Consider the following 18510-nt stretch of genomic DNA (forward strand, 5'->3'; position numbering starts at 1 on the left):
CATACAAATTCGACAGATATACTGTTCAAGAAACCATTATCTCATTCGATCGAACTGGCAAAGTAAATACAAATGAAATCTGCTTCTGCTGAAAAATGGTTAAAACAGGTGGAGTGAATATCATGATGGAGCTTACTATTCTAGGTGGAGCAGGCGAGCAGAGCCGTTCCAGTTATCTGCTCCGGCAGGAAGATCAGTATATGCTGCTGGATTGTGGAATGGATATAGCAGAGGAATCCGGGAATTCACCAGACAGGCTGACCTATATGATGTCCCGGCTGCAGGCTGTTTTTTTGTCACATGCGCATGAGGATCACAGCATCGGACTGCCGCTGTTGGAGCAGTATGGATATACCGGTGAGGTATGGACGACCAGAGCCACGATAAAACAGCTGCCCCTCTGTCTCAAAGCGCTGGAAGAACAGCAGTATGCTGTTGCTGATCGTGGACATGCTTCGCTGTCGGCTGGCGAAGAGACGATATCGAATATCCGTTTCCGCTATCTGGAGGATATCGCGCCGCGAGGAGAATGGACCTGGCTGCAGCCCAATCTGGAAATATGCTGGGGAAGAGCAGGACATCTCCCGGGTTCGATCTGGATTGCCATCCACTGGCATGGAAAAACAATACTCTATACCGGTGATTATAGTGCAGAATCGAGACTGCTGGAAGCGGATCGACCGCTGCATCATTCCCGAATCCTGTCGCGTGCCTATCCTGCTCCAGGACAAATCCGTGATCTGGATCTGGCTATTGTTGATGCGGCTTATGGAGTCGATACGGATCGGCAGGGCAACAAGCTGTCCCAGCTGAATCGCTATATAAAGGAAACGCTCAAGCAGGGTGGGGCTATTCTGCTGCCGGTGCCGGTATATGGAAGAGGTCAGGAGCTGATGATCTGGGCTAGTGAGCAGTATGGAGATATTCCGATTCTGGTAGAATCGGATCTATTGGATGCGCTGGAGTTGTTTGCAGCTGATTCACAATGGTTAAGGCCGGATGGGGCAGAACGGATTGAGCAGCTGCTGCGCCATCCGCGTCTTTACCGGATGAAGGACGATGATTCTAGAGAAGCATTGTTTCTGCGGTATCCACGCTGTATTGTATTTACCGATGATGGCATGATGCAATCGGTCAAAGCCCAGCAGCATTATACCCGTATGGCTGCAAGTCCAGCGAATCGGGTTATTTTTACCGGCGATCTGGCTTATGGTTCATTCGGTCGTTCACTGCTCATGGATATGGAGCGTCGTGGCTGCCAGATTCATCATGTTCGGTACAAGGTGCATCAGGGACTGCCGGATGTGCGCCAGATGCTGCTTGATCTCAAAAGTCCGCGTACCCTGCTCGTACATGCAACCCGGCCGCGTACAGACGGTCTGGCACTTCGGCTGCAGCAGGAAGGATTTCAGCAGGTACATGCTTTGCAGCCGGAAGACCAGCTTTATTTTTAGTGAATGTAGTTAAGGAATTGGGGAATCAGGAATCGGAAGTGTATGACAGACAGGACTGATAAAGACAGATAATGATAAAAGCGTACTGCAGAGAGGAAGTATTTCTGCGGTACGCTTTTATTTTGTGTTTTTGTATCATTGTGTTTTTTTTATAATTTTTGAAATCCTAAACTTTTGGAGTATGGAACATCTATACTTTTGAAACTTCAAACTTCAAACTTCAAACTTCAAACTTCAAACTTCAAACTTCAAACTTCAAACTCCAAACTCCAAACTCTAAAATCAAGATCCCAGATTCCAGATCCTAGATTCTAAATCCCTAAATCCCTAAATCCCTAAATCCCTAAATTCCCATCGTTCCACTTCTCTATAATATTCTGCTTCTTCGATTAATTATTATCTGTAAGGCCGGCAGCAAATCGGTGGATCAGGCCGGAATAATGGCGTTCTTTGTTGTAGGCATAATACAGATACCTTCGTTGATTCAAGCCAGGTAGTGCTCGCATTTGCAACCGATGCTGCCGTACTTCTTCCTCGACTGCCATTTTGGAGAGAAAAGCGACATAGCCGCCCAGCATCACCGAACGCTTGATAGCCTCGGCGGAATCCAGCTCTATATACTGATGGGGTTGCAGTCCGATATCATTCATCCAGCGATCGCTTAGCTGGCGTGTACTGGATTCACCGCTGTGCAGCACCAAACGGCTCTGCTGCAGTAGATCCAGACGCAGTTCGTCTGCTGCTGCCAACGGATGATCCGGAGAGAAAATGGCAACCAGCTGATCTTCACCGATCAGCCCTTTGACAAGTGCCGGGTGTTCAAATGGTTCAGTCAGCATAATACCGAGATCAATCTCATGATTGATCAGCATCTCCCGCGTTACCGGTGACGTCTGCACGACAATCGAGATACTTACGCCCGGATGCTGCAGACTGAACGGATGAATGATTTGCGGTAATAGATAGGTAGCTGGTACATAGCTGGCGCCAATACGTAGCTGCCCTCGCTCCAGTGCCCCGAATTCCTGTACGATTCGTCTGGATTCCGCTGCCAGCGCATTGATTTTGACAGCATAATGCAGCAGCGCTTTGCCTGGTTCACGCAGGATTACCTTGCCGCCACGCGATTCGAACAGACTAACGCCCATTTCTTTTTCCAGACTTTTCATGTGAAAGGTAACGGTCGGCTGCTTGAGTCCCAATTCATCTGCAACCGCAGTAATTTTCTGATGCCTGTTCAGCAGTTCTACAATTTGCAGCTTGATCAGATTCATGATTCATTTCCTCCATAACCCGCTCCACTACGGAAGAGGGCGTCATTTGTTATCTTCTGTTCAATCTAGCATAGATTTATTCGATGACTGTCAAAAGACAGCATAGTTAAAATTGATATTTCGTTTACATTATCCGCATATAACTCGTAAACTCGATGGCTATACTGAATTCAGAAAGCAGTTTTCTGATTTAACAGCAGACACTTATTACCTTTCCAGTCGAACGGAATAATCATGGAACAATGAGTTAAAAGGGGAATACACCAATGACAGAGATTACGCTTCAGGGAGTAAGCAAGAGCTATGGCAATGTACAGGCACTCAAGCCCGTAGACCTGACGATTCCCGCCGGCAAGTTCACTACACTGCTTGGGCCTTCCGGCTGCGGGAAAACAACGCTGCTGCGTCTGATTGCCGGACTGGAGACACCGGATACCGGTGAAGTACTTGCCGATGGCAAACCGGTCTTCTCTCAGCAAAAACGCATCAATATGCCGTCGCACCGCCGTGAATTCGGCATGGTCTTTCAGGAGTTCGCTTTGTGGCCGCATATGACTGTATATGAAAATGTCGCCTTTAGTCTGAAGGCTGCCGGCCAAAAAAAGCAGATCCAGGAGTCTGTGAAACGGGCGCTGGAGCAGGTACGGCTAACCGGTATGGAGCAGCGGCAGCCGCATCAGCTGTCAGGTGGTCAGCAGCAGCGGGTAGCCTTTGCCAGAGCGATAGTCATGCAGCCCGGACTGATTCTGTTTGATGAACCGCTCAGTGCACTGGATGCTCTGCTCCGAGAAGAGATGCGGCATGAGCTGATGAATCTGGTACGGGAGCTGGGCATTACAGCTCTGTATGTCACGCATGACCAGACAGAGGCGATGTCGATGTCGGATGAGATTATCGTGATGCAGGGAGGCCGCATTTTGCAGCGCGGTACACCGGAAAACATTTACCGAAGCCCTGCGGATTCGTTTGTTGCCCGGTTCATCGGGCGATCCAATTGGATCGAACCCGGACAGTCACTGTTCCGGCCGGAGCATGGATGCTGGGAGACGACCCGTGAAGCTGGCGAATATACATATCATGCGGTGATTCGCAGAGTCAGCTATATGGGCGACCGGTATGAAATAGAGCTGGATGCCGGACAGGATCGAATCTGGACTGCATATCATACCCGTCGGCTACAGCCGGGCGATGAAGTACGGCTCTATGTCGCTCCCCAGCATGTATGCAGAGTAGATAGCGAAGCAGCAGATACGCTGCATAGTGGTCGTCAGCATATTTCCTGAATAATAGATTGAATATGATCGAAACAGCGAAGTGATGAATGCTTGAATATCGAGATAGCCAAATGTTTGAAGGCAGCAGAAGAATCAATGGTTTATTGCTATCCGGTCATTTACCAAATAATACGTTTATACACAGGAGGAATTATCCAATGAAATGGAATAAGACATGGAAAAAGGCAAGCTTGCTCGCTATTACGGCAGTAATGGGAACTACTCTGGCAGGCTGCGGAACAACAGGCAGTAGCGTTAGTCAGGCAGCCAACGGCAAAGCAGAAAACAGCGGTAAACTGGTCGTGTACAGCGCCGGACCGGAAGGACTGGCCAAAAAGATCGAAGAAGGATTCGAAGCGAAGACCGGTATTCAGGTCGAAATGTTCCAGGGTACGACCGGCAAGATTCTGTCCCGAATGGAAGCGGAAAAAGCCAATCCGGTAGTCGATGTAGTGGTACTGGCATCCTTGCCTTCCATGCAGTCGATGGCCAAAGACGGCCTGACGCTTCCTTATGCGGATGCACCGAACAGCGACAAACTGGTCAAAGACTGGTCTGATCCAAACGGGAATTACTTCAGCTATAGTGCATCGGCGCTCGGTATCGTCTACAACACCAGTCAGGTGAAGACGCCGCCGACTTCATGGGCCGATCTGGCCAAGGCCGAATGGAAAGATAAAGTCAATATTCCCGATCCGTCTCTGTCCGGCTCGGCGCTGGACTTTATTACTGGCTATTTGAGTGCCAAGGGGGATAGTGGCTGGTCGTTGTTTGAGCAGTATCAACAAAACGGTGTGGCTATGGCAGGAGCCAATCAGGAAGCTCTTGATCCAGTGATTACCGGTGCCAAGGATGTAGTGGCTGCAGGTGTCGATTATATGGCCTACAAAGCCAAAGCAGATGGAGAGCCTGTCGATATCGTCTACCCTGCGGAAGGTACCGTAATCAGCCCGCGTCCGGCAGCCATTATCAAAACGACCCAGCATGAACAGCAGGCCAAGCAGTTTATCGACTATCTGCTGTCCGACGATGCCCAGAAGCTGGTAACCGGGGCGTATCTGCTGCCGGGACGGACCGATATTCAGGCGGAGAATCGTACCAATCTGGCAGATATTCCGGCTTATCCGGTCAAATGGGACTGGATGAATGAGCATGGGGAAGAAGTGGCAACCCGTTTTACCGGACTGTATCAGTAATACCTATCAATCCATCTGAGGGTGAATCCTATGATCCATTATCGTAAATGGAGTACGGCTGCAGCATTTCTGCTGCTGGCCGTACTCATTGTTTTTCCGCTGCTGCTGATTTTCTATACGGCGATCGAGCGTGACGGACATATTGATCTTGCTGCTCCGCTCGAGATCATCGCCGGCAGCCATCTGGCTTCGGTTCTATTCCATTCGCTCTGGCTCGGTGTACTGGTTATTCTCGTGACGACAATACTTGCTCTGCCTTTGGCATGGATTATGGCGAGATCGCCGCTGGGACGACAGCGCTGGCTGGATGTGGTGCTGCTGATTCCTTTTATGACACCGCCATATATCGGCTCGATGGGCTGGATGCTGTTTATGCAAAAAAATGGTTATATGGAACAGCTGCTGCCGAGTGCCGCTGTCTGGACACCGGCCTTTTTCAGTCTGGGCGGCATGGTTATGATTATGAGCCTACACCTGTTTCCTTTCCTGTACCTGATACTGCGCAATACCCTGCTGCAGATCAGCGGCAGTATGGAAGAAGCAGGTGCTGTACATGGCGGTTCGCCGGGCTATCGGTTTCGGCGGATCATTCTGCCGCTGCTGCTGTCCAGCTATGCGATGGGCGTGCTGCTTATTTTTGTCAAAACGATCGCCGAATTCGGTACACCGGCTACTTTTGGCCGGCGGATCGGTTATTCTGTGATGACATCCGAGATCCACAAATACATTTCCAGCTGGCCGATTGATTTTGGTAAAGCCACAGCACTCGCTTCCTTACTGCTGAGTGCCTGTCTGGTCATGTGGTACATACAGAGCATTCTAAGCAGCCGTTATTCCTACAGGCTGACCGGAGGCAAAGGTTCCCGCAAAAAAGGATATACATTGACAGGCTGGAAAGGTCTGCTAAGCGGGCTGTATATTGCTCTGCTGCTGCTCGTCTCGATCGGGATTCCCTATTTTTCCGTGATTACGGCTTCGCTGCTGAAGCTGCGTGGTGCAGGCATAGAAGCAGGCAACTGGACGTTCAAGCATTATACAGAGCTGCTGCAGCCCGGCTCGGATAGTCTGGAAGCACTGCTCAACAGCTTTACGCTGTCGCTGGCAGCTTCGACGATTGCGGTGATTATCGGTACATTTCTGGCTTTGAAAGTAAGCCGCGGGCAGCGTGCCTCGCAGAAATGGATCGATCTGTTCAGTCTTATGCCCAATACCGTACCGGGTATCGTAATTGTGGTAGGGCTGATCCTGTTCTGGAACTCTCCATGGATGCCGGTACCGCTATACAATTCCTACGGGATGGTTGTGCTAACTTATGTAATCCTGTTTCTCCCGTATACCGTTCAATATGTCAAAGCCAATTACGGGCAGATCGATTCCGTGCTGCTCCAGGCAGGAGCGATGGCTGGGGGCAGACCGCTGTACGTATTCCGGCGTATTCTGCTACCGCTGCTGATCCCTGGTATTATTGCCGGCTGGATGATGACATTTACTATTTCCAATCGTGAGCTGGTCGCTTCCCTGTTGATTCTTCCGCCGTCCATGCAGACATCAGCTACGTATATTTTTGCCCAGTTTGAGCAGGGAGCGGTATCGATGGGTATGGCGATGGCTGTCGTTTCTGTCGGCATCACGACGATCCTGCTGCTTATTCTGAATGTACTGCCTTCGGCACGCGGAGGACAGCAGGTCTGATGGAACTGACTATACTCGGCGGCGCGGGAGAACATGGACGATCCAGCTATCTGCTGACAGCAGAGCAGCAGCATATATTACTGGATTATGGTGTCAAAAAGGAGGACGGCGGTGTCTATCCGCTTATGGATCATATGCAGGAGTGGATCGGTGGATTGCAAGCGGTATTTCTGTCCCATGCGCATGAAGATCATTGCATAGCGCTACCGGTGCTGTATCGCAACGGATATCAAGGTGAAGTGTGGACGACAAGAGCGACAGTCCAGCAGCTGCCGGTTTATTTTGAAGCCTGGAAAAGGTATACGGATAAAAAAGCAGCCGCGCGTCCTTATGAAGATCATGATGTGCAGAGTATTCGCTATCGCTATCTGGAAGATGTCGTTCCGGCAGGTCAGTGGGGTATGCTGCTGCCTGAACTGGAAGTATGCTGGGGACGGTCCGGTCATCTGCCGGGCTCGATCTGGATCGCATTGTCCTGGAAAGGAAAGCGTGTTTTCTTTTCCGGTGATTATACGAGTGAATCGCAGCTACTGGATGCAGATCGTCCATTGCATCAGACACGCCATTTATATGATGCTCCGGCGTTACGGGGAATTTTACCGGATCTGGATCTGGCGATAATGGATGCTGCCTATGGAGCGGACCCGGAGCCGCAGCTGGATAAGCTTGCCCAATTAAAACAGTATATCGATGCGGCATTGCAGCGAGGCGGCTCGGCTCTGCTGCCTGTGCCCCTCTATGGACGGGGGCAGGAGCTGATCCTATGGGCAATCGAGCAGTATCCCGGAGTGCCTGTACGAGTAGAGTCGGCTCTGCTGACAGGCATGGAATTGTTCGCGGATTACAGCGGCTGGCTGCACCGCGATGCACTGACCCGGATGGAGCGAGCGCTTCATTATCCGTATCTGTACCGGATCAACAGCGATGAACCGGCTGCCCAGCTGTATGAGCGGTACGGTCAGGGAATCGTATTCCTAACGGATGGAATGATGCAGTCCTCTATCGCTCGGCAGCATTACGAACAGCTGGCTGGAAAGGGACAGCATGCGATTATTCTGACCGGTCATCTGGCTGCCGGATCATTGGGACGCAGGCTGCTGGAGCAATACAGGATAGAGCCGCAGGGCTGTGCTATACATCATGTGCGCTACAAAGTACATCAGGGACTGCCGGATGTGCGGCAGATGCTGAGTGATCTGAATGATCCGCCAACACTGCTTGTCCATGCACCCAAATCCAGAACAGATCGTCTGGCCCAGCGATTGCAGCAGGAAGGATTCAGACATATTCACTCCCTGATTCCATCGGCTAAGCTAAGTATCTGAGGATAAGGTAAGGCAGTAAACGGACATTAAGGTAAAATAGCAGCTATAGAGTAGATACGAATTTTACACCAAGCAGCAATAGGCTGCTTGCTCGGGAAGCGATAACCGCTTTCTACCCAACATACCGGAATGGTGCTTAGACATCATTCTGGTATTTTTATTTGACCGACTATCCATAACGAAAAGACAGTCTGCCAGTTCAATAATATCGGTTGAAGCTATCGAATTATTCATGGCTGGCATATAGAGATTATGTGGATAATTAATCATTTGCCATAGAAATAATGAATTCCCGCTAATCTGCAGTCGATACAATACAGGAGTAAGGACAGCTGCTATATCAATCCATGGACAAGGGGAGAATAACGTGAACAACAATGCGGTACAAGGCTGGAAAAAGACAGTTGCAGTATGGGTAAGCAGTACAGTGATGGCAGGATCATTCCTGATGGTACAGCCTTCGACTACGGTTGAAGCTGCTGCCAATATGACTCCGAGTTACGAAGTCAAATTCGTGCTGAATCAGGACGTGCTGGACCCGGATTCCACGCCGGATGCAGAATTGAGCAGTGCCTTTGCATTGCCAGGCAGCGGCCAAAAAATCGCTGTCGAGTATTTTGATACAAATAATCAAAATCTGGATGAGCAGGGCTGGAATGTACGTCTGCGCAAAAAAGAAGACAAAAAGAATTATGAAATCACATACAAAAAGCGTTATGCAGTCACCAATGGAGATATCAATGCTGCTCTGACCCAGGCGAACCGGGAAGGCTTTGATGCCGATGATACCAACTATGAAGCCGAGATTGACTGGGGATATGGCAAGCAGACACTGAGCCTGTCCAACGACAAGGATGTCAAAGCCCCTGACTCCAAAGCAACGCTGCCGTCGGATTCCAAAGCACTCTCCATGATCCTGGATAAACTTCCCGGCAAACTGGATGACTGGAACAACCAATCCCACTGGGGCAAGCAGCAGCTGGAAGATTCACGCGCCTATGGTCCTGTAATGGCGAGCAAATACAAAGGTACATGGAATGGTATCGAAGTGGATGTGGAAGTATGGCCGATCCGCAGTGCCGACGGTTCCGGTACCGAGCCGGTTATCGAAATTTCCTTCAAGGCAGATGAATATGCAGATGCTGCATCCAATCGCCAGAAGCTGATGGATTATCTGAACAAGGAAGGCTGGCTTGTACCCCAGGATTCCCTTAAAACACAGCTCGTACTGGATCGTTATTGATTGTGGGATGATAAGCAGGTTGTGCAAATCAAATAAGTACGTAACATGAATAAACAGGCAGGATACTCCTATGCGGAATTCCTGCCTGTTTATAGTTATTGTTCGGTATATAGTTTGCGGGAACCGATAGATTGAACCGGACGGTGATTATCGGGGAAAATAGTCGCAAAACGCTGAATCTGATCCTTGGATAGCTGAATGGGCTGCTGCAGGACGGTCCAGCTCACATGTTCGGTACAAGGCGGAGTAGTGAGCGAGCCGGTATAATGAACCGCATGATGATCAGCTGGCAGCAGATGGGACAGCTGCACTGGTTCTGTCAAAGGAATGGCCTGTTCACTCTCATGATCCGGCAAATGCTCCCAAAGCTGGCGGAAAGCACGGTTGGCATTGCCTGGCTGGATAAGTACACCCAGAACCGCACTCTGACCGTCTGCGCTTTTATGTACCAGATGCAGCTCCATCGCTGCGTTTTTGCCATCAATCTGATGCTCGCTCGGATGATGGAAATGGAACTGGACCAGCGTATATTTTTGTCCTTCGATCGTGATATAGTTATCGGTATTCTGTACATTGACCTGAACAGTATGCCCATTATTGATCACGGTCACCGGCGTAGTGCCATAATGAATATCGACCGGATGTACAGTGGCAGAAGGCACCAGCTGCGCATGTTCGATATCAATCGGGGATTGCTGCTGACCGGTACGACAGGTGGAGAAGGCGGTCTCAAGTTCTGCCCAGTGGGTAGGCCCGTGCTCCTGATCATAAGACCAGTGAGGAACTGTTGCAGCAGTATCAGCTGAATGTGCAGCCGAAGCAGCTACAGCGGGAGTATGTACGGATGACACCGCCTGGTTGGTCTGCCCACAGCCTGTAAGCAGCAGTATAGTTGCCGACAGTGCAGTATATTGCCATTTTCGATTCATGATAATCCTTCTTTCTGCTAAAATGATAATAGATTCACATTGTAAAATAATACATATTATGAATTAAATGAGAAATGAGAACCGTCACATTCCAACAGAAATCAAAAAGCAGAAGAAGGCGAAAAGAGCCGAAGACAGGAAAGCAGGAAAACACAGCAGAAATTAAAACAAGTTCGCTTTGCAGTGCAAGAACAGACTCTATATGAATGGGGACGGTAGGAATGTTAAACATGATAATAAGACCCGCACAATCCGGTGATTACGAGCAGGTACTGGATCTGATGATTCAGCTTCATCAGCTGCATTCCACAGCACGTCCGGATATTTACCGCTCGGTTGAAGTTCCTTCGTCTGCCGAACAGTATGACAAGCAGCTGCAGCAGCCGGATCATTATCTCTATATTGCAGAAGATCCGGATACCGGACAGACGGCCGGCTATCTGGCTGTGCAGCTTCAACAGAACCAGGGAAGTGATCATATGATGGATCGCCGTGTTTTATTTATTAATGAAATTGTAGTGAATCATGTGATCCGTGGCAGGGGAATTGGCAGACAGATGTTTGACTATGTCAAAGAATTGGCCGCTTCACTGGAAGTTCAGAGTATTGAACTGAATGCGGCGGTATTCAATGAGCAGGCTCTGGCTTTTTATGAAGGGCTGGGGATGAAGTCGCGTAGTATACGGATGGAGTATGAATTGGAGTAGCATCAAAGTACAACAGAAGATATGGGAGAAGATAGGAAAAAGAATAGATAGGCATAAAAAAGAAGCTCCTCTGCGAAAGGAGCTTCTTTTAATACGAATTAGTAGCTGGTACCTGTAGAATACTGGCTCAGACCTGCGATTGCTGCGCCGAACAGAACAGAAAATATAATCGACACGACGATACCGATAACCATCCAGATCAATGTTGCTTTGGCATAATTGGATTTGGAAAGTTTGGCATTGCCACCGAATGCCCATATAAACAGCATTACAAGGTTTACAACAGGAATAGCTACCAAAAGCATGGTAATCATCCATTCCTTGAAGCTTACTACTCCCGTGTTATATCCTGGCTGACCCGGTGGATAGTTGTCTTGTGGTAAATTGCTCATGAAAAATACCCCTCTCGATTATGTATATTAATAAATAAATCTAAGAACGTTTACCATTATACAAGGAGTTACCTAAAAATGACAAGTAAGTAAGTTTAAAATTCCAATGCTTATTTCATACAGTTTTGAAATCAACTCAGAAACAAAGCAAATATCAAAAATCGTCTGGTAGCAAACGGCACATACCTGCACAGTAATCACTTTCTTTATAATCTTGTACGAAATTATAATCTTTACAAAAAGAAAAGGGTAAGACATACTATAACTAAGTTTTTTGATCGGAATTAAAAGAAAAATCTTATTCATCCTTATATCCGTATAAAAACTATTGCAAGTTACTAAAAGTATCTTTATAATGAGACATATTGAAAGATTAACCTATGGAAATTTCAAAAAGGATTCTCAGGGTTAATAAGAAACGTATTCTACTAATCGAATAGAGATCTTCGGGGTAAGGTGAAATTCCTGACCGGCGGTGATTGCCGACAATAGTCAGCAGCAGCCCGCGACTCACTGCTTTGTTTATCAAGCAGATGACTGATCTGGTGCAAATCCAGAGCCGACGGTAAAGTCCGGATGGGAGAAGATCAATAAATAGGCTTATGCCGGTTTCTTCAATGATGCCGCATACGTTTATTTGATCAAGCCCCTGACTGTCGAATTTTCGATATCAGGGGCTTTCCGCATTAAGATCTCCTATTCAAATTCTAATCATACGAGGAGTTTGAATTATGGAAAATGCCAACGTACGTATCCAATCTGCATCATCTGCCAAACAACGTCATATCAAAAGTGGGTTCTGGCTCGTCTTTATCGGAGCAGCCTTGTGGGGCGTTGACCCACTGTTCCGGATCATCTTGCTCGAATCCTTTACATCTACCCAGATTGTTCTGCTGGAGCATCTGGTGGCATTGCTGTTCGCTGCACCTATTCTATGGATCAATCGGCATGAACTGCGCGGTCTGAAATGGCAGCATGTCGGTGCGCTGTTGTTCCTGTCCTGGGGCGGCTCGGCGCTGGCGACCGTCCTGTTCACGATGGGACTCGCGCATGGAGATCTGAACGCTGTTCTGCTGCTGCAAAAGCTGCAGCCGATCTTTGCGATCGTGCTCGCTCGTCTGCTGCTCAAGGAAATGCTGCCGCGCGGATTTGGCTGGCTGTTCGTACTGGCACTAGGCGGTACGTATCTGCTGACATTCGGCTTTACGATTCCAATCGGTCACATGGGTGATTTTGCACAGGTCGGTTCATTGCTGGCACTGGGTGCAGCAGCATTATGGGGTGGTTCTACTGTAATGGGCCGCCTGATGGTCGGTAAAATGAAATACGAGACTGTAACATCGCTGCGTTTTATTTTGGCGATTCCGCTGCTGCTGTTTATGACACTGAATGAAAATGCAGCCTGGAGCCTGCCAGCCGGCGCGCTGCCGGTTACCCTTGTTATTGTGAATCTGCTCGGTCAAGCGCTGCTGCCCGGTCTTCTCAGTCTGCTGATGTACTACAAAGGGTTGTCGACCACCAAAGCATCCGTAGCTACACTGGCTGAACTTAGCTTCCCGATGGTGGGTGTGCTGATCAACTGGATCGTATATCAACAGATCGTAACCTGGTCCCAGCTGCTCGGCTTCCTGCTGATCTGGGGTGTATTGTTTGTTATTTCCCGTCAGCAGCAACCTTCCGAAGCGAAAAATTCGGTGCCGATGACGTCTTGATCGGAACGGATCAATAGTCGATTTTCCTATAAAGTATGTTATAAACATCCAAAAAGCTCCTGTCTGTTCACCACCGTTATACGGAAGAGTGAATAGACAAGAGCTTTTTTTAAATGTACGGATAGTTCAATTAACCGGCTGCCTCATGACATACTGCGCGTTATAGAAATTTGATTTTACTGCGAGGGATATGGGTTTGCCATACATATATTCCGGTCGATGGCACAGTCGGTTAATGAGTGGGGCTGATTGTATTTTATCGGCGGATTCATCATCTTATCCATATAGCTGCATATTCCCGTATGGTAAAGCAAGTTAATAAAACGGATTATTTGCGACTGTTGACTGGCACGATATCAAAGAAATCAATCTCTCCGTAACCGTCCCCCTTGGAGAAACGAATCGTATGCTGCCCACGATCAAGTACCAACAGCTGAGTGGAGAGTCCCCAGTTTTCCCAGCCTTTATTGGTAATATAAAAAGGCGTCGGAGCCGCGCCATCTACCGACAGCATTAATGTGGACCAATCCATTCCTGTCGTACCATTGGCGGTGCGGGCAGAGAGAATATACTGACCATCTGCCGGGATTTTGATTGTATACTCTGCATAGCTGTCCGGTTGATCGATATGTCCGGCTTTGGAGCCGCGCGAGCCATTTTCACTGGAAGAAGCATAGGCACCACCACCGAATACGGCATGTTCTGCTTCATAGCGGGTATGCTTGGGTTCGCCGGAAGGCAAGCTGACCTGCTCATTGGCAGCTATCGGTTCATCCAGATCCGGTGTGCCATCTCGATTCCAGTCAAATTCCTGTGCACGGATCTCGCGATTCCATCCGGATCCGTCAAATTTGGCAGCATGGTAGATAATCCAGTCCTCACGTCCATCCGGGGAAGTGGTGAGAGAAGCATGACCCGGTCCATACACGCCATTGGCAGAGGCGAATACCGGCTTGTCCTTTTTGTTCCAGGAAGAAGGTTTGAGCAGATCGCTGCGAGTATCAGCGGTGATCAGACCGAGTGAATAGTCATTGGTCCAGCTGCCGCTGGCAGAGTAGAGCAGATTGATCGTGCGGCCTTTGACATAGACCTGTGGGCCTTCATTAACGTTGGGCTGATGATTGGTCTCCCAGGCATATTCCGGATGGGCAATCTCTACCCGTTCCGAACTGATCGTCCATGGATTGCTCATCCGGGCGATGTACAGACGCTGGCTGACATTTTCACTGCCTTCCCAGCCGGACCAGATATAGTACAGCTGACCTTTGACCTCGAATGCGGTACCGTCAATGCCCCAGCGGTTGGTAGCATCGGTGATCTGTCCTTTGTCTGTCCAGGTACCCTGCATGGGATTGGCAGAGGTATTTTCCATGACATACATGCGGTGATTGGCATTGTCGCCGTCATCCTTGGCGTAATAGATGTACCAGGCACCCTGCAGATAATGAATCTCCGGAGCCCATACATTTTGTCCACCGGTCGCAATCTCGCGCTTCTCGGCGGCATCGATACCTGTGATCGTGGAAGACTTCCAGATAGTCACGTTATTGCCGGTGGTTTTGGTAAAATAATAAAATCCGTCGCTGTGTTTGTACATCCATGGGTCTGCGCCATCCTGCATAATGACGGAATAGAATTTTTTGGTCGAATTGGACTTGCTCGTATGTGCTTTGTCAGCGGAGGCCATGCCTGTGTAACTGCTGCTAAGTATCAATACAGCCATTATAAATAGGAATCCCCCTTTAATAATAAGTCGATACGATTTCATTCAGCCAACCCCTTTCTTCAATTATTAAAACGCTTACATTTAGAACTTTACAGTAGACCTCTTCCAGCGAACAGGACAATATTTTGGAAGAATGGACATTCCATTGGAGATTGTACGGCAGCGCATTCCCAAAAAGAAAAGAAGCAGTTATACTTCCTTGCCAACAGGTAGATGTGGTTGGAAGACATCGACATTAGTCTAGCGATCATCTATAGAGTTGCCGCAGAATTATAATAATCGTTTTTTGGACAGAAGCAGTAAGTAGTAAGCAATAGGCAGGATATATATTTCATTTTATAAAGGAGGCAGCCGATGCGACAGCAACGGAAATATTATGGAACTCCCGGACGCAGGCTGTGGATACTGGCAGTGGCAGCAGTGCTGCTGTTGCTGCTGGCTTATAGTGTGTATGCGCTGGAATCCAACCGAAGGCAGGATACGGTCCATCCGTCATCCGGAGAGAAGGATGCCCAAATCATCCCGATTACATTCTGGACACCATTTAGTGGCGGGGATATTTCGTTTATGCAGGAGTTGGTCCAGCAGTATAACGATCAGAATCCTGATCATATCCGGGTAACGATGAAAAATAACAAACTGGACGATTATTATACCAAACTGTCTACAGCTATCGTGACCGAAGAGGCGCCGGATGTGGCAGTTGTACATGCCTCGATGTATGCGCAATATGTGCCAGCGCGTTTTATAACCGATATTAGCGCTGCTGCTGCATCTGCCGGTGTACAGTGGGATCGTTACAATCCATCGATTCTGCAGCGTACCGTCATACAGGGTGACCATTATGGTCTGCCGCTGGATACCCATTTCAGTGTGCTGTATTACAACAAGAAATGGCTGCAGCAGGCAGGTGTCTACAAGGATGGGCAGATCATTATGAAGCCCGGGGAAAAAGGGTTTATGGAATTCCTGCAGACGATACAGCGCAAGGTACCTGATACTGTAGCTCCACTGGCCGTACCCAATGTGCGAATTGATTCGCTCTGGCTGTGGTGGTCGCTCTATGCACAGATGCAAGATGGCGGTGTGCTGTATACTCCGGATAGCAGCCGTGCAGCTTTGAATATGCCAGCTGCCAGACAGTCGCTGGAGCTGGTCGCTTCCCTGTATGATCAGCATTTGATTCCGCCAGATATCAGCAATGCAACCAGCCAGTTTGCCCAGGGACAGGCAGCGCTGCTGTTTTTGGGCGTCTGGTCGATCGGTTCATTTGAGCAGGTAGAAGGACTGGATTTTGGCGTAATGCCTTTTCCGCAGATTTATGATCATCCAGGCTCCTGGGGAGATGCGCATACGCTGGCATTTCCGGCACATAGCGAACAGAATCCCGAGCGTCTGGCTGCCGCTCTGAAGTTTGCGCAGTGGCTCACCGAGCACGGTGCTGTATGGGGCAAAGCAGGGCATGTGCCTGCTGTACGGGATCAGGCGGCATCGGAGGAATATCTTTCGCTGCCTTATCGGCGGGAATATGCAGAAGCTGCGAATAGCGTGGAATATTTCCCGGAGCATCCCAAGCAAAGTGAAGTCAGCGATGCACTTGTCAATGAACTGGAGAAGCTCTGGTACCGCAAGCAGACAGTCGATCAGATGCTGAATCGGCTGGAGCCTCTGATCAATGGCATTTTAAAGGAGTAAATCATGAGAAAATGGCTGAAACGATGGAAAAATATGCGGCTGGTCAATCGCCTGATTCTGATGAATACCGTACTGATCTCCATACCACTCATCATCTCGTCCTGGATCAGCAGTATCGGATATTCCAATTCGATCCAAGCTAATGTCGGCAGATATCAGGCGGATGTGGTACGGGAATTTACAGCCAATACGGATGCTTTTATGAATGAACTGGTTCTGTTGTCGGTAACACCGTATCAGTCGCCGGAACTGCTGAATTATCTGGAGCAGAGCGGTACGAATCATCTGAACGGGGATATATATGATCAGAGACTGCTGCTGGAGAGCTTTGTCCGGCGGATTCTGGTGAATGGACGAGTCGATGTGGCCGGAGTCTCGCTGCTGTCGGCACATGCCCGCTCCTATGTGGAGCTGCCGGACAGCCCTGGTCGGTTTGCCGAAGCAGCGGATCAAGAACGTGTCGTTCCAGTGGGAGCCGAAGTAACAGGAAAAGGATATTTTGCCGCTCCTCATTCTCTCTTGTCGGATAATGGATCAACATATGAAGTGTTCTCGATTATTCGCCAGATTCGCAGTCTGGAGAATGGTCGTCCGCTCGGTACACTGGTGATTGATGTACCTCGTGAAGCGCTGATCCAGCGAATACGCAATCTGGAAAGTTCGCAGACTTCCGCCTTTGCCATGGTGGATCAGCAGGGACATTCTATTTACCGGAGCGATTCATTTGCACTGACCAATCAGGTGCTGACCAGCTACAGGGGAGAAGGAACGCTGACGCTGGATAATAACGGACAGCCTGTACTGCTAACCTATCAGACTTCGCCGGTTACCGGCTGGACCGTGCTGCAGGCCGTTCCTCTGTCGGTGCTGCTTCAGGATGCCAGCCGAATCAATCAGCAGATGATCTGGCTGGGGGGCCTGTGTCTGATCCTGTCGGTGCTGCTGTCCGTGATTCATTCGATGCGTATTACCCGCCCGCTCAGTCGGCTGCGCGATTCGATGAAACTGGTAGAGCGTGGGCAATTTGATATTGAGCTGCCTGCAAAAAACATGGATGAAATTGGTCATCTCAGTCGGGCGTTTAATATGATGGTTTCCCGGCTGGGACAGCTGACCTATCGACTATACGAAACCGAGATCCGGGAAAAAAATGCACAGATAGCTTCGCTGCAAAGTCAGATCAATCCGCATTTTCTATATAATACACTTGGTTCTATCAGCATGTACGCCGAACTGGAGGACAATCGGGAGATTGTACAGATGACCGGTCATCTGAGTGCACTGCTGCGCTACAGTATCGGCGGTGAGCACACAGATGTGACGATTGAGCAGGAACTGGACCATGTGCAGGGCTATCTGGCGATACAGCAGATTCGGTATGGAGAACGCCTATCCTATGAAGTCCATGCACCAGAAGAGTGGTTGAACTGTCCGATTATACGGCTGACTCTGCAGCCGGTCGTCGAAAATGCGATTGTTCATGGATTGGAGCGGGGACGCGGAGATGTGCATATGGTTATCACTGTCCGCCGGGAAACAGATACTATGCAGATTATCGTGCAGGATAACGGACCGGGAATGGAAGAACAGGAGCTTGCCGAGCAGTATGACAAAATGAACAAGGGCGTACTGCCAGAAGGGCCGGGCGGACATGGACTGGTCAATGTACATCGGCGAATTGTACTTCGTTATGGTCAAGCCTACGGCCTGCGTCTGGATAATCTGGAGCAGGGCGGTCTGCAAGTCGTTATACGCATACCTAATTCTGCCTAATCACGAATAATATAGCGACTATTGAAATAGTGGATTATCTGACAGATAGACAGGACGGGTTACACTCAGGAACAGATCAACAGAGAAAGATCATGAATCAACAAGAGAAAGGGGCACA

At 49.0% G+C, this 18510-nt stretch carries 14 protein-coding genes and 1 riboswitch; of the genes, 10 read left to right on the forward strand and 4 right to left on the reverse strand.

The window, feature by feature from the left end:
• The first annotated feature begins 122 nt into the window (after nucleotides 1–122).
• On the forward strand, nucleotides 123–1454 hold the full coding sequence (locus AR543_RS09555; RefSeq protein WP_060533853.1) for an MBL fold metallo-hydrolase: 1332 nt from the start codon (nucleotides 123–125) through the stop codon (nucleotides 1452–1454).
• 389 nt (nucleotides 1455–1843) lie between these two features.
• Here the strand turns inward: AR543_RS09555 and AR543_RS09560 are convergent, their stop codons facing one another.
• Complete coding sequence (locus AR543_RS09560) at nucleotides 1844–2728, reverse strand: LysR family transcriptional regulator (protein WP_060533855.1); 885 nt, start codon at nucleotides 2726–2728, stop codon at nucleotides 1844–1846.
• Nucleotides 2729–2994: 266 nt separating this feature from the next.
• Here AR543_RS09560 and AR543_RS09565 point away from each other — a divergent pair, with 266 nt between their 5' ends.
• From AR543_RS09565 to AR543_RS09585, 5 genes are all read left to right on the forward strand, one after another.
• Nucleotides 2995–4011, forward strand: coding sequence for an ABC transporter ATP-binding protein (locus tag AR543_RS09565; RefSeq protein ID WP_060533857.1), 1017 nt, complete (start codon nucleotides 2995–2997; stop codon nucleotides 4009–4011).
• A 149-nt stretch (nucleotides 4012–4160) separates the two neighbouring features.
• Nucleotides 4161–5198, forward strand: coding sequence for an ABC transporter substrate-binding protein (locus AR543_RS09570; protein WP_060533860.1), 1038 nt, complete (start codon nucleotides 4161–4163; stop codon nucleotides 5196–5198).
• 30 nt (nucleotides 5199–5228) lie between these two features.
• Nucleotides 5229–6890: an ABC transporter permease gene (locus AR543_RS09575; protein WP_060533862.1), complete on the forward strand. Its 1662-nt coding sequence runs from the start codon at nucleotides 5229–5231 to the stop codon at nucleotides 6888–6890.
• Complete coding sequence (locus tag AR543_RS09580; RefSeq protein ID WP_060533864.1) at nucleotides 6890–8215, forward strand: MBL fold metallo-hydrolase; 1326 nt, start codon at nucleotides 6890–6892, stop codon at nucleotides 8213–8215. Before AR543_RS09575 ends, AR543_RS09580 begins: the two co-directional genes overlap by 1 nt.
• Before the next feature lie 430 nt (nucleotides 8216–8645).
• On the forward strand, nucleotides 8646–9458 hold the full coding sequence (locus tag AR543_RS09585; protein WP_060536717.1) for a hypothetical protein: 813 nt from the start codon (nucleotides 8646–8648) through the stop codon (nucleotides 9456–9458).
• A gap of 95 nt (nucleotides 9459–9553) precedes the next feature.
• Here the strand turns inward: AR543_RS09585 and AR543_RS09590 are convergent, their stop codons facing one another.
• The gene (locus tag AR543_RS09590; RefSeq protein WP_060533866.1) at nucleotides 9554–10387 is read right to left on the reverse strand and encodes a carbonic anhydrase; all 834 of its coding nucleotides are present in this window, start codon (nucleotides 10385–10387) and stop codon (nucleotides 9554–9556) included.
• A 230-nt stretch (nucleotides 10388–10617) separates the two neighbouring features.
• Here AR543_RS09590 and AR543_RS09595 point away from each other — a divergent pair, with 230 nt between their 5' ends.
• Complete coding sequence (locus AR543_RS09595) at nucleotides 10618–11094, forward strand: GNAT family N-acetyltransferase (protein WP_060533867.1); 477 nt, start codon at nucleotides 10618–10620, stop codon at nucleotides 11092–11094.
• Nucleotides 11095–11192: 98 nt separating this feature from the next.
• On the opposite strand, the gene AR543_RS09600 is transcribed toward AR543_RS09595, so the two are convergent.
• Entirely contained in the window at nucleotides 11193–11486 is a 294-nt protein-coding gene (locus AR543_RS09600) for a hypothetical protein (RefSeq protein ID WP_060533869.1), read from the reverse strand.
• 438 nt (nucleotides 11487–11924) lie between these two features.
• Nucleotides 11925–12078, forward strand: a riboswitch (FMN riboswitch).
• Between the two features lie 139 nt (nucleotides 12079–12217).
• Here AR543_RS09600 and AR543_RS09605 point away from each other — a divergent pair.
• Nucleotides 12218–13198: a DMT family transporter gene (locus AR543_RS09605; RefSeq protein WP_060533871.1), complete on the forward strand. Its 981-nt coding sequence runs from the start codon at nucleotides 12218–12220 to the stop codon at nucleotides 13196–13198.
• Between the two features lie 328 nt (nucleotides 13199–13526).
• Here AR543_RS09605 and AR543_RS09610 read toward each other — a convergent pair whose 3' ends face one another.
• A complete protein-coding gene (locus AR543_RS09610; RefSeq protein ID WP_060533873.1) occupies nucleotides 13527–14921 on the reverse strand; it encodes a family 43 glycosylhydrolase in 1395 nt (464 codons plus the stop codon).
• A 357-nt stretch (nucleotides 14922–15278) separates the two neighbouring features.
• On the opposite strand from AR543_RS09610, the gene AR543_RS09615 reads away from it, so the two are divergent.
• Nucleotides 15279–16619, forward strand: a complete 1341-nt coding sequence (locus tag AR543_RS09615; protein WP_060533875.1) for an extracellular solute-binding protein — start codon at nucleotides 15279–15281, stop codon at nucleotides 16617–16619.
• Between the two features lie 3 nt (nucleotides 16620–16622).
• Nucleotides 16623–18392 (forward strand): cache domain-containing sensor histidine kinase, encoded by a 1770-nt coding sequence (locus tag AR543_RS09620; protein ID WP_060533878.1) that lies wholly within the window; start codon nucleotides 16623–16625, stop codon nucleotides 18390–18392.
• Nucleotides 18393–18510: the final 118 nt, after the last annotated feature.

Source organism: Paenibacillus bovis, from assembly GCF_001421015.2.
In the GTDB taxonomy this organism is placed as follows: domain Bacteria; phylum Bacillota; class Bacilli; order Paenibacillales; family Paenibacillaceae; genus Saccharibacillus; species Saccharibacillus bovis.

Excerpts from the sequence above, each read along its gene's own strand:
- AR543_RS09555 (WP_060533853.1), top strand. The coding sequence starts at position 123 with ATGATGGAGCTTACTATTCTAGGTGGAGCAGGCGAGCAGAGCCGTTCC.
- AR543_RS09560 (WP_060533855.1), bottom strand. The coding sequence starts at position 2,728 with ATGAATCTGATCAAGCTGCAAATTGTAGAACTGCTGAACAGGCATCAG.
- AR543_RS09565 (WP_060533857.1), top strand. The coding sequence starts at position 2,995 with ATGACAGAGATTACGCTTCAGGGAGTAAGCAAGAGCTATGGCAATGTA.
- AR543_RS09570 (WP_060533860.1), top strand. The coding sequence starts at position 4,161 with ATGAAATGGAATAAGACATGGAAAAAGGCAAGCTTGCTCGCTATTACG.
- AR543_RS09575 (WP_060533862.1), top strand. The coding sequence starts at position 5,229 with ATGATCCATTATCGTAAATGGAGTACGGCTGCAGCATTTCTGCTGCTG.
- AR543_RS09580 (WP_060533864.1), top strand. The coding sequence starts at position 6,890 with ATGGAACTGACTATACTCGGCGGCGCGGGAGAACATGGACGATCCAGC.
- AR543_RS09585 (WP_060536717.1), top strand. The coding sequence starts at position 8,646 with ATGGCAGGATCATTCCTGATGGTACAGCCTTCGACTACGGTTGAAGCT.
- AR543_RS09590 (WP_060533866.1), bottom strand. The coding sequence starts at position 10,387 with ATGAATCGAAAATGGCAATATACTGCACTGTCGGCAACTATACTGCTG.
- AR543_RS09595 (WP_060533867.1), top strand. The coding sequence starts at position 10,618 with ATGATAATAAGACCCGCACAATCCGGTGATTACGAGCAGGTACTGGAT.
- AR543_RS09600 (WP_060533869.1), bottom strand. The coding sequence starts at position 11,486 with ATGAGCAATTTACCACAAGACAACTATCCACCGGGTCAGCCAGGATAT.
- AR543_RS09605 (WP_060533871.1), top strand. The coding sequence starts at position 12,218 with ATGGAAAATGCCAACGTACGTATCCAATCTGCATCATCTGCCAAACAA.
- AR543_RS09610 (WP_060533873.1), bottom strand. The coding sequence starts at position 14,921 with ATGGCTGTATTGATACTTAGCAGCAGTTACACAGGCATGGCCTCCGCT.
- AR543_RS09615 (WP_060533875.1), top strand. The coding sequence starts at position 15,279 with ATGCGACAGCAACGGAAATATTATGGAACTCCCGGACGCAGGCTGTGG.
- AR543_RS09620 (WP_060533878.1), top strand. The coding sequence starts at position 16,623 with ATGAGAAAATGGCTGAAACGATGGAAAAATATGCGGCTGGTCAATCGC.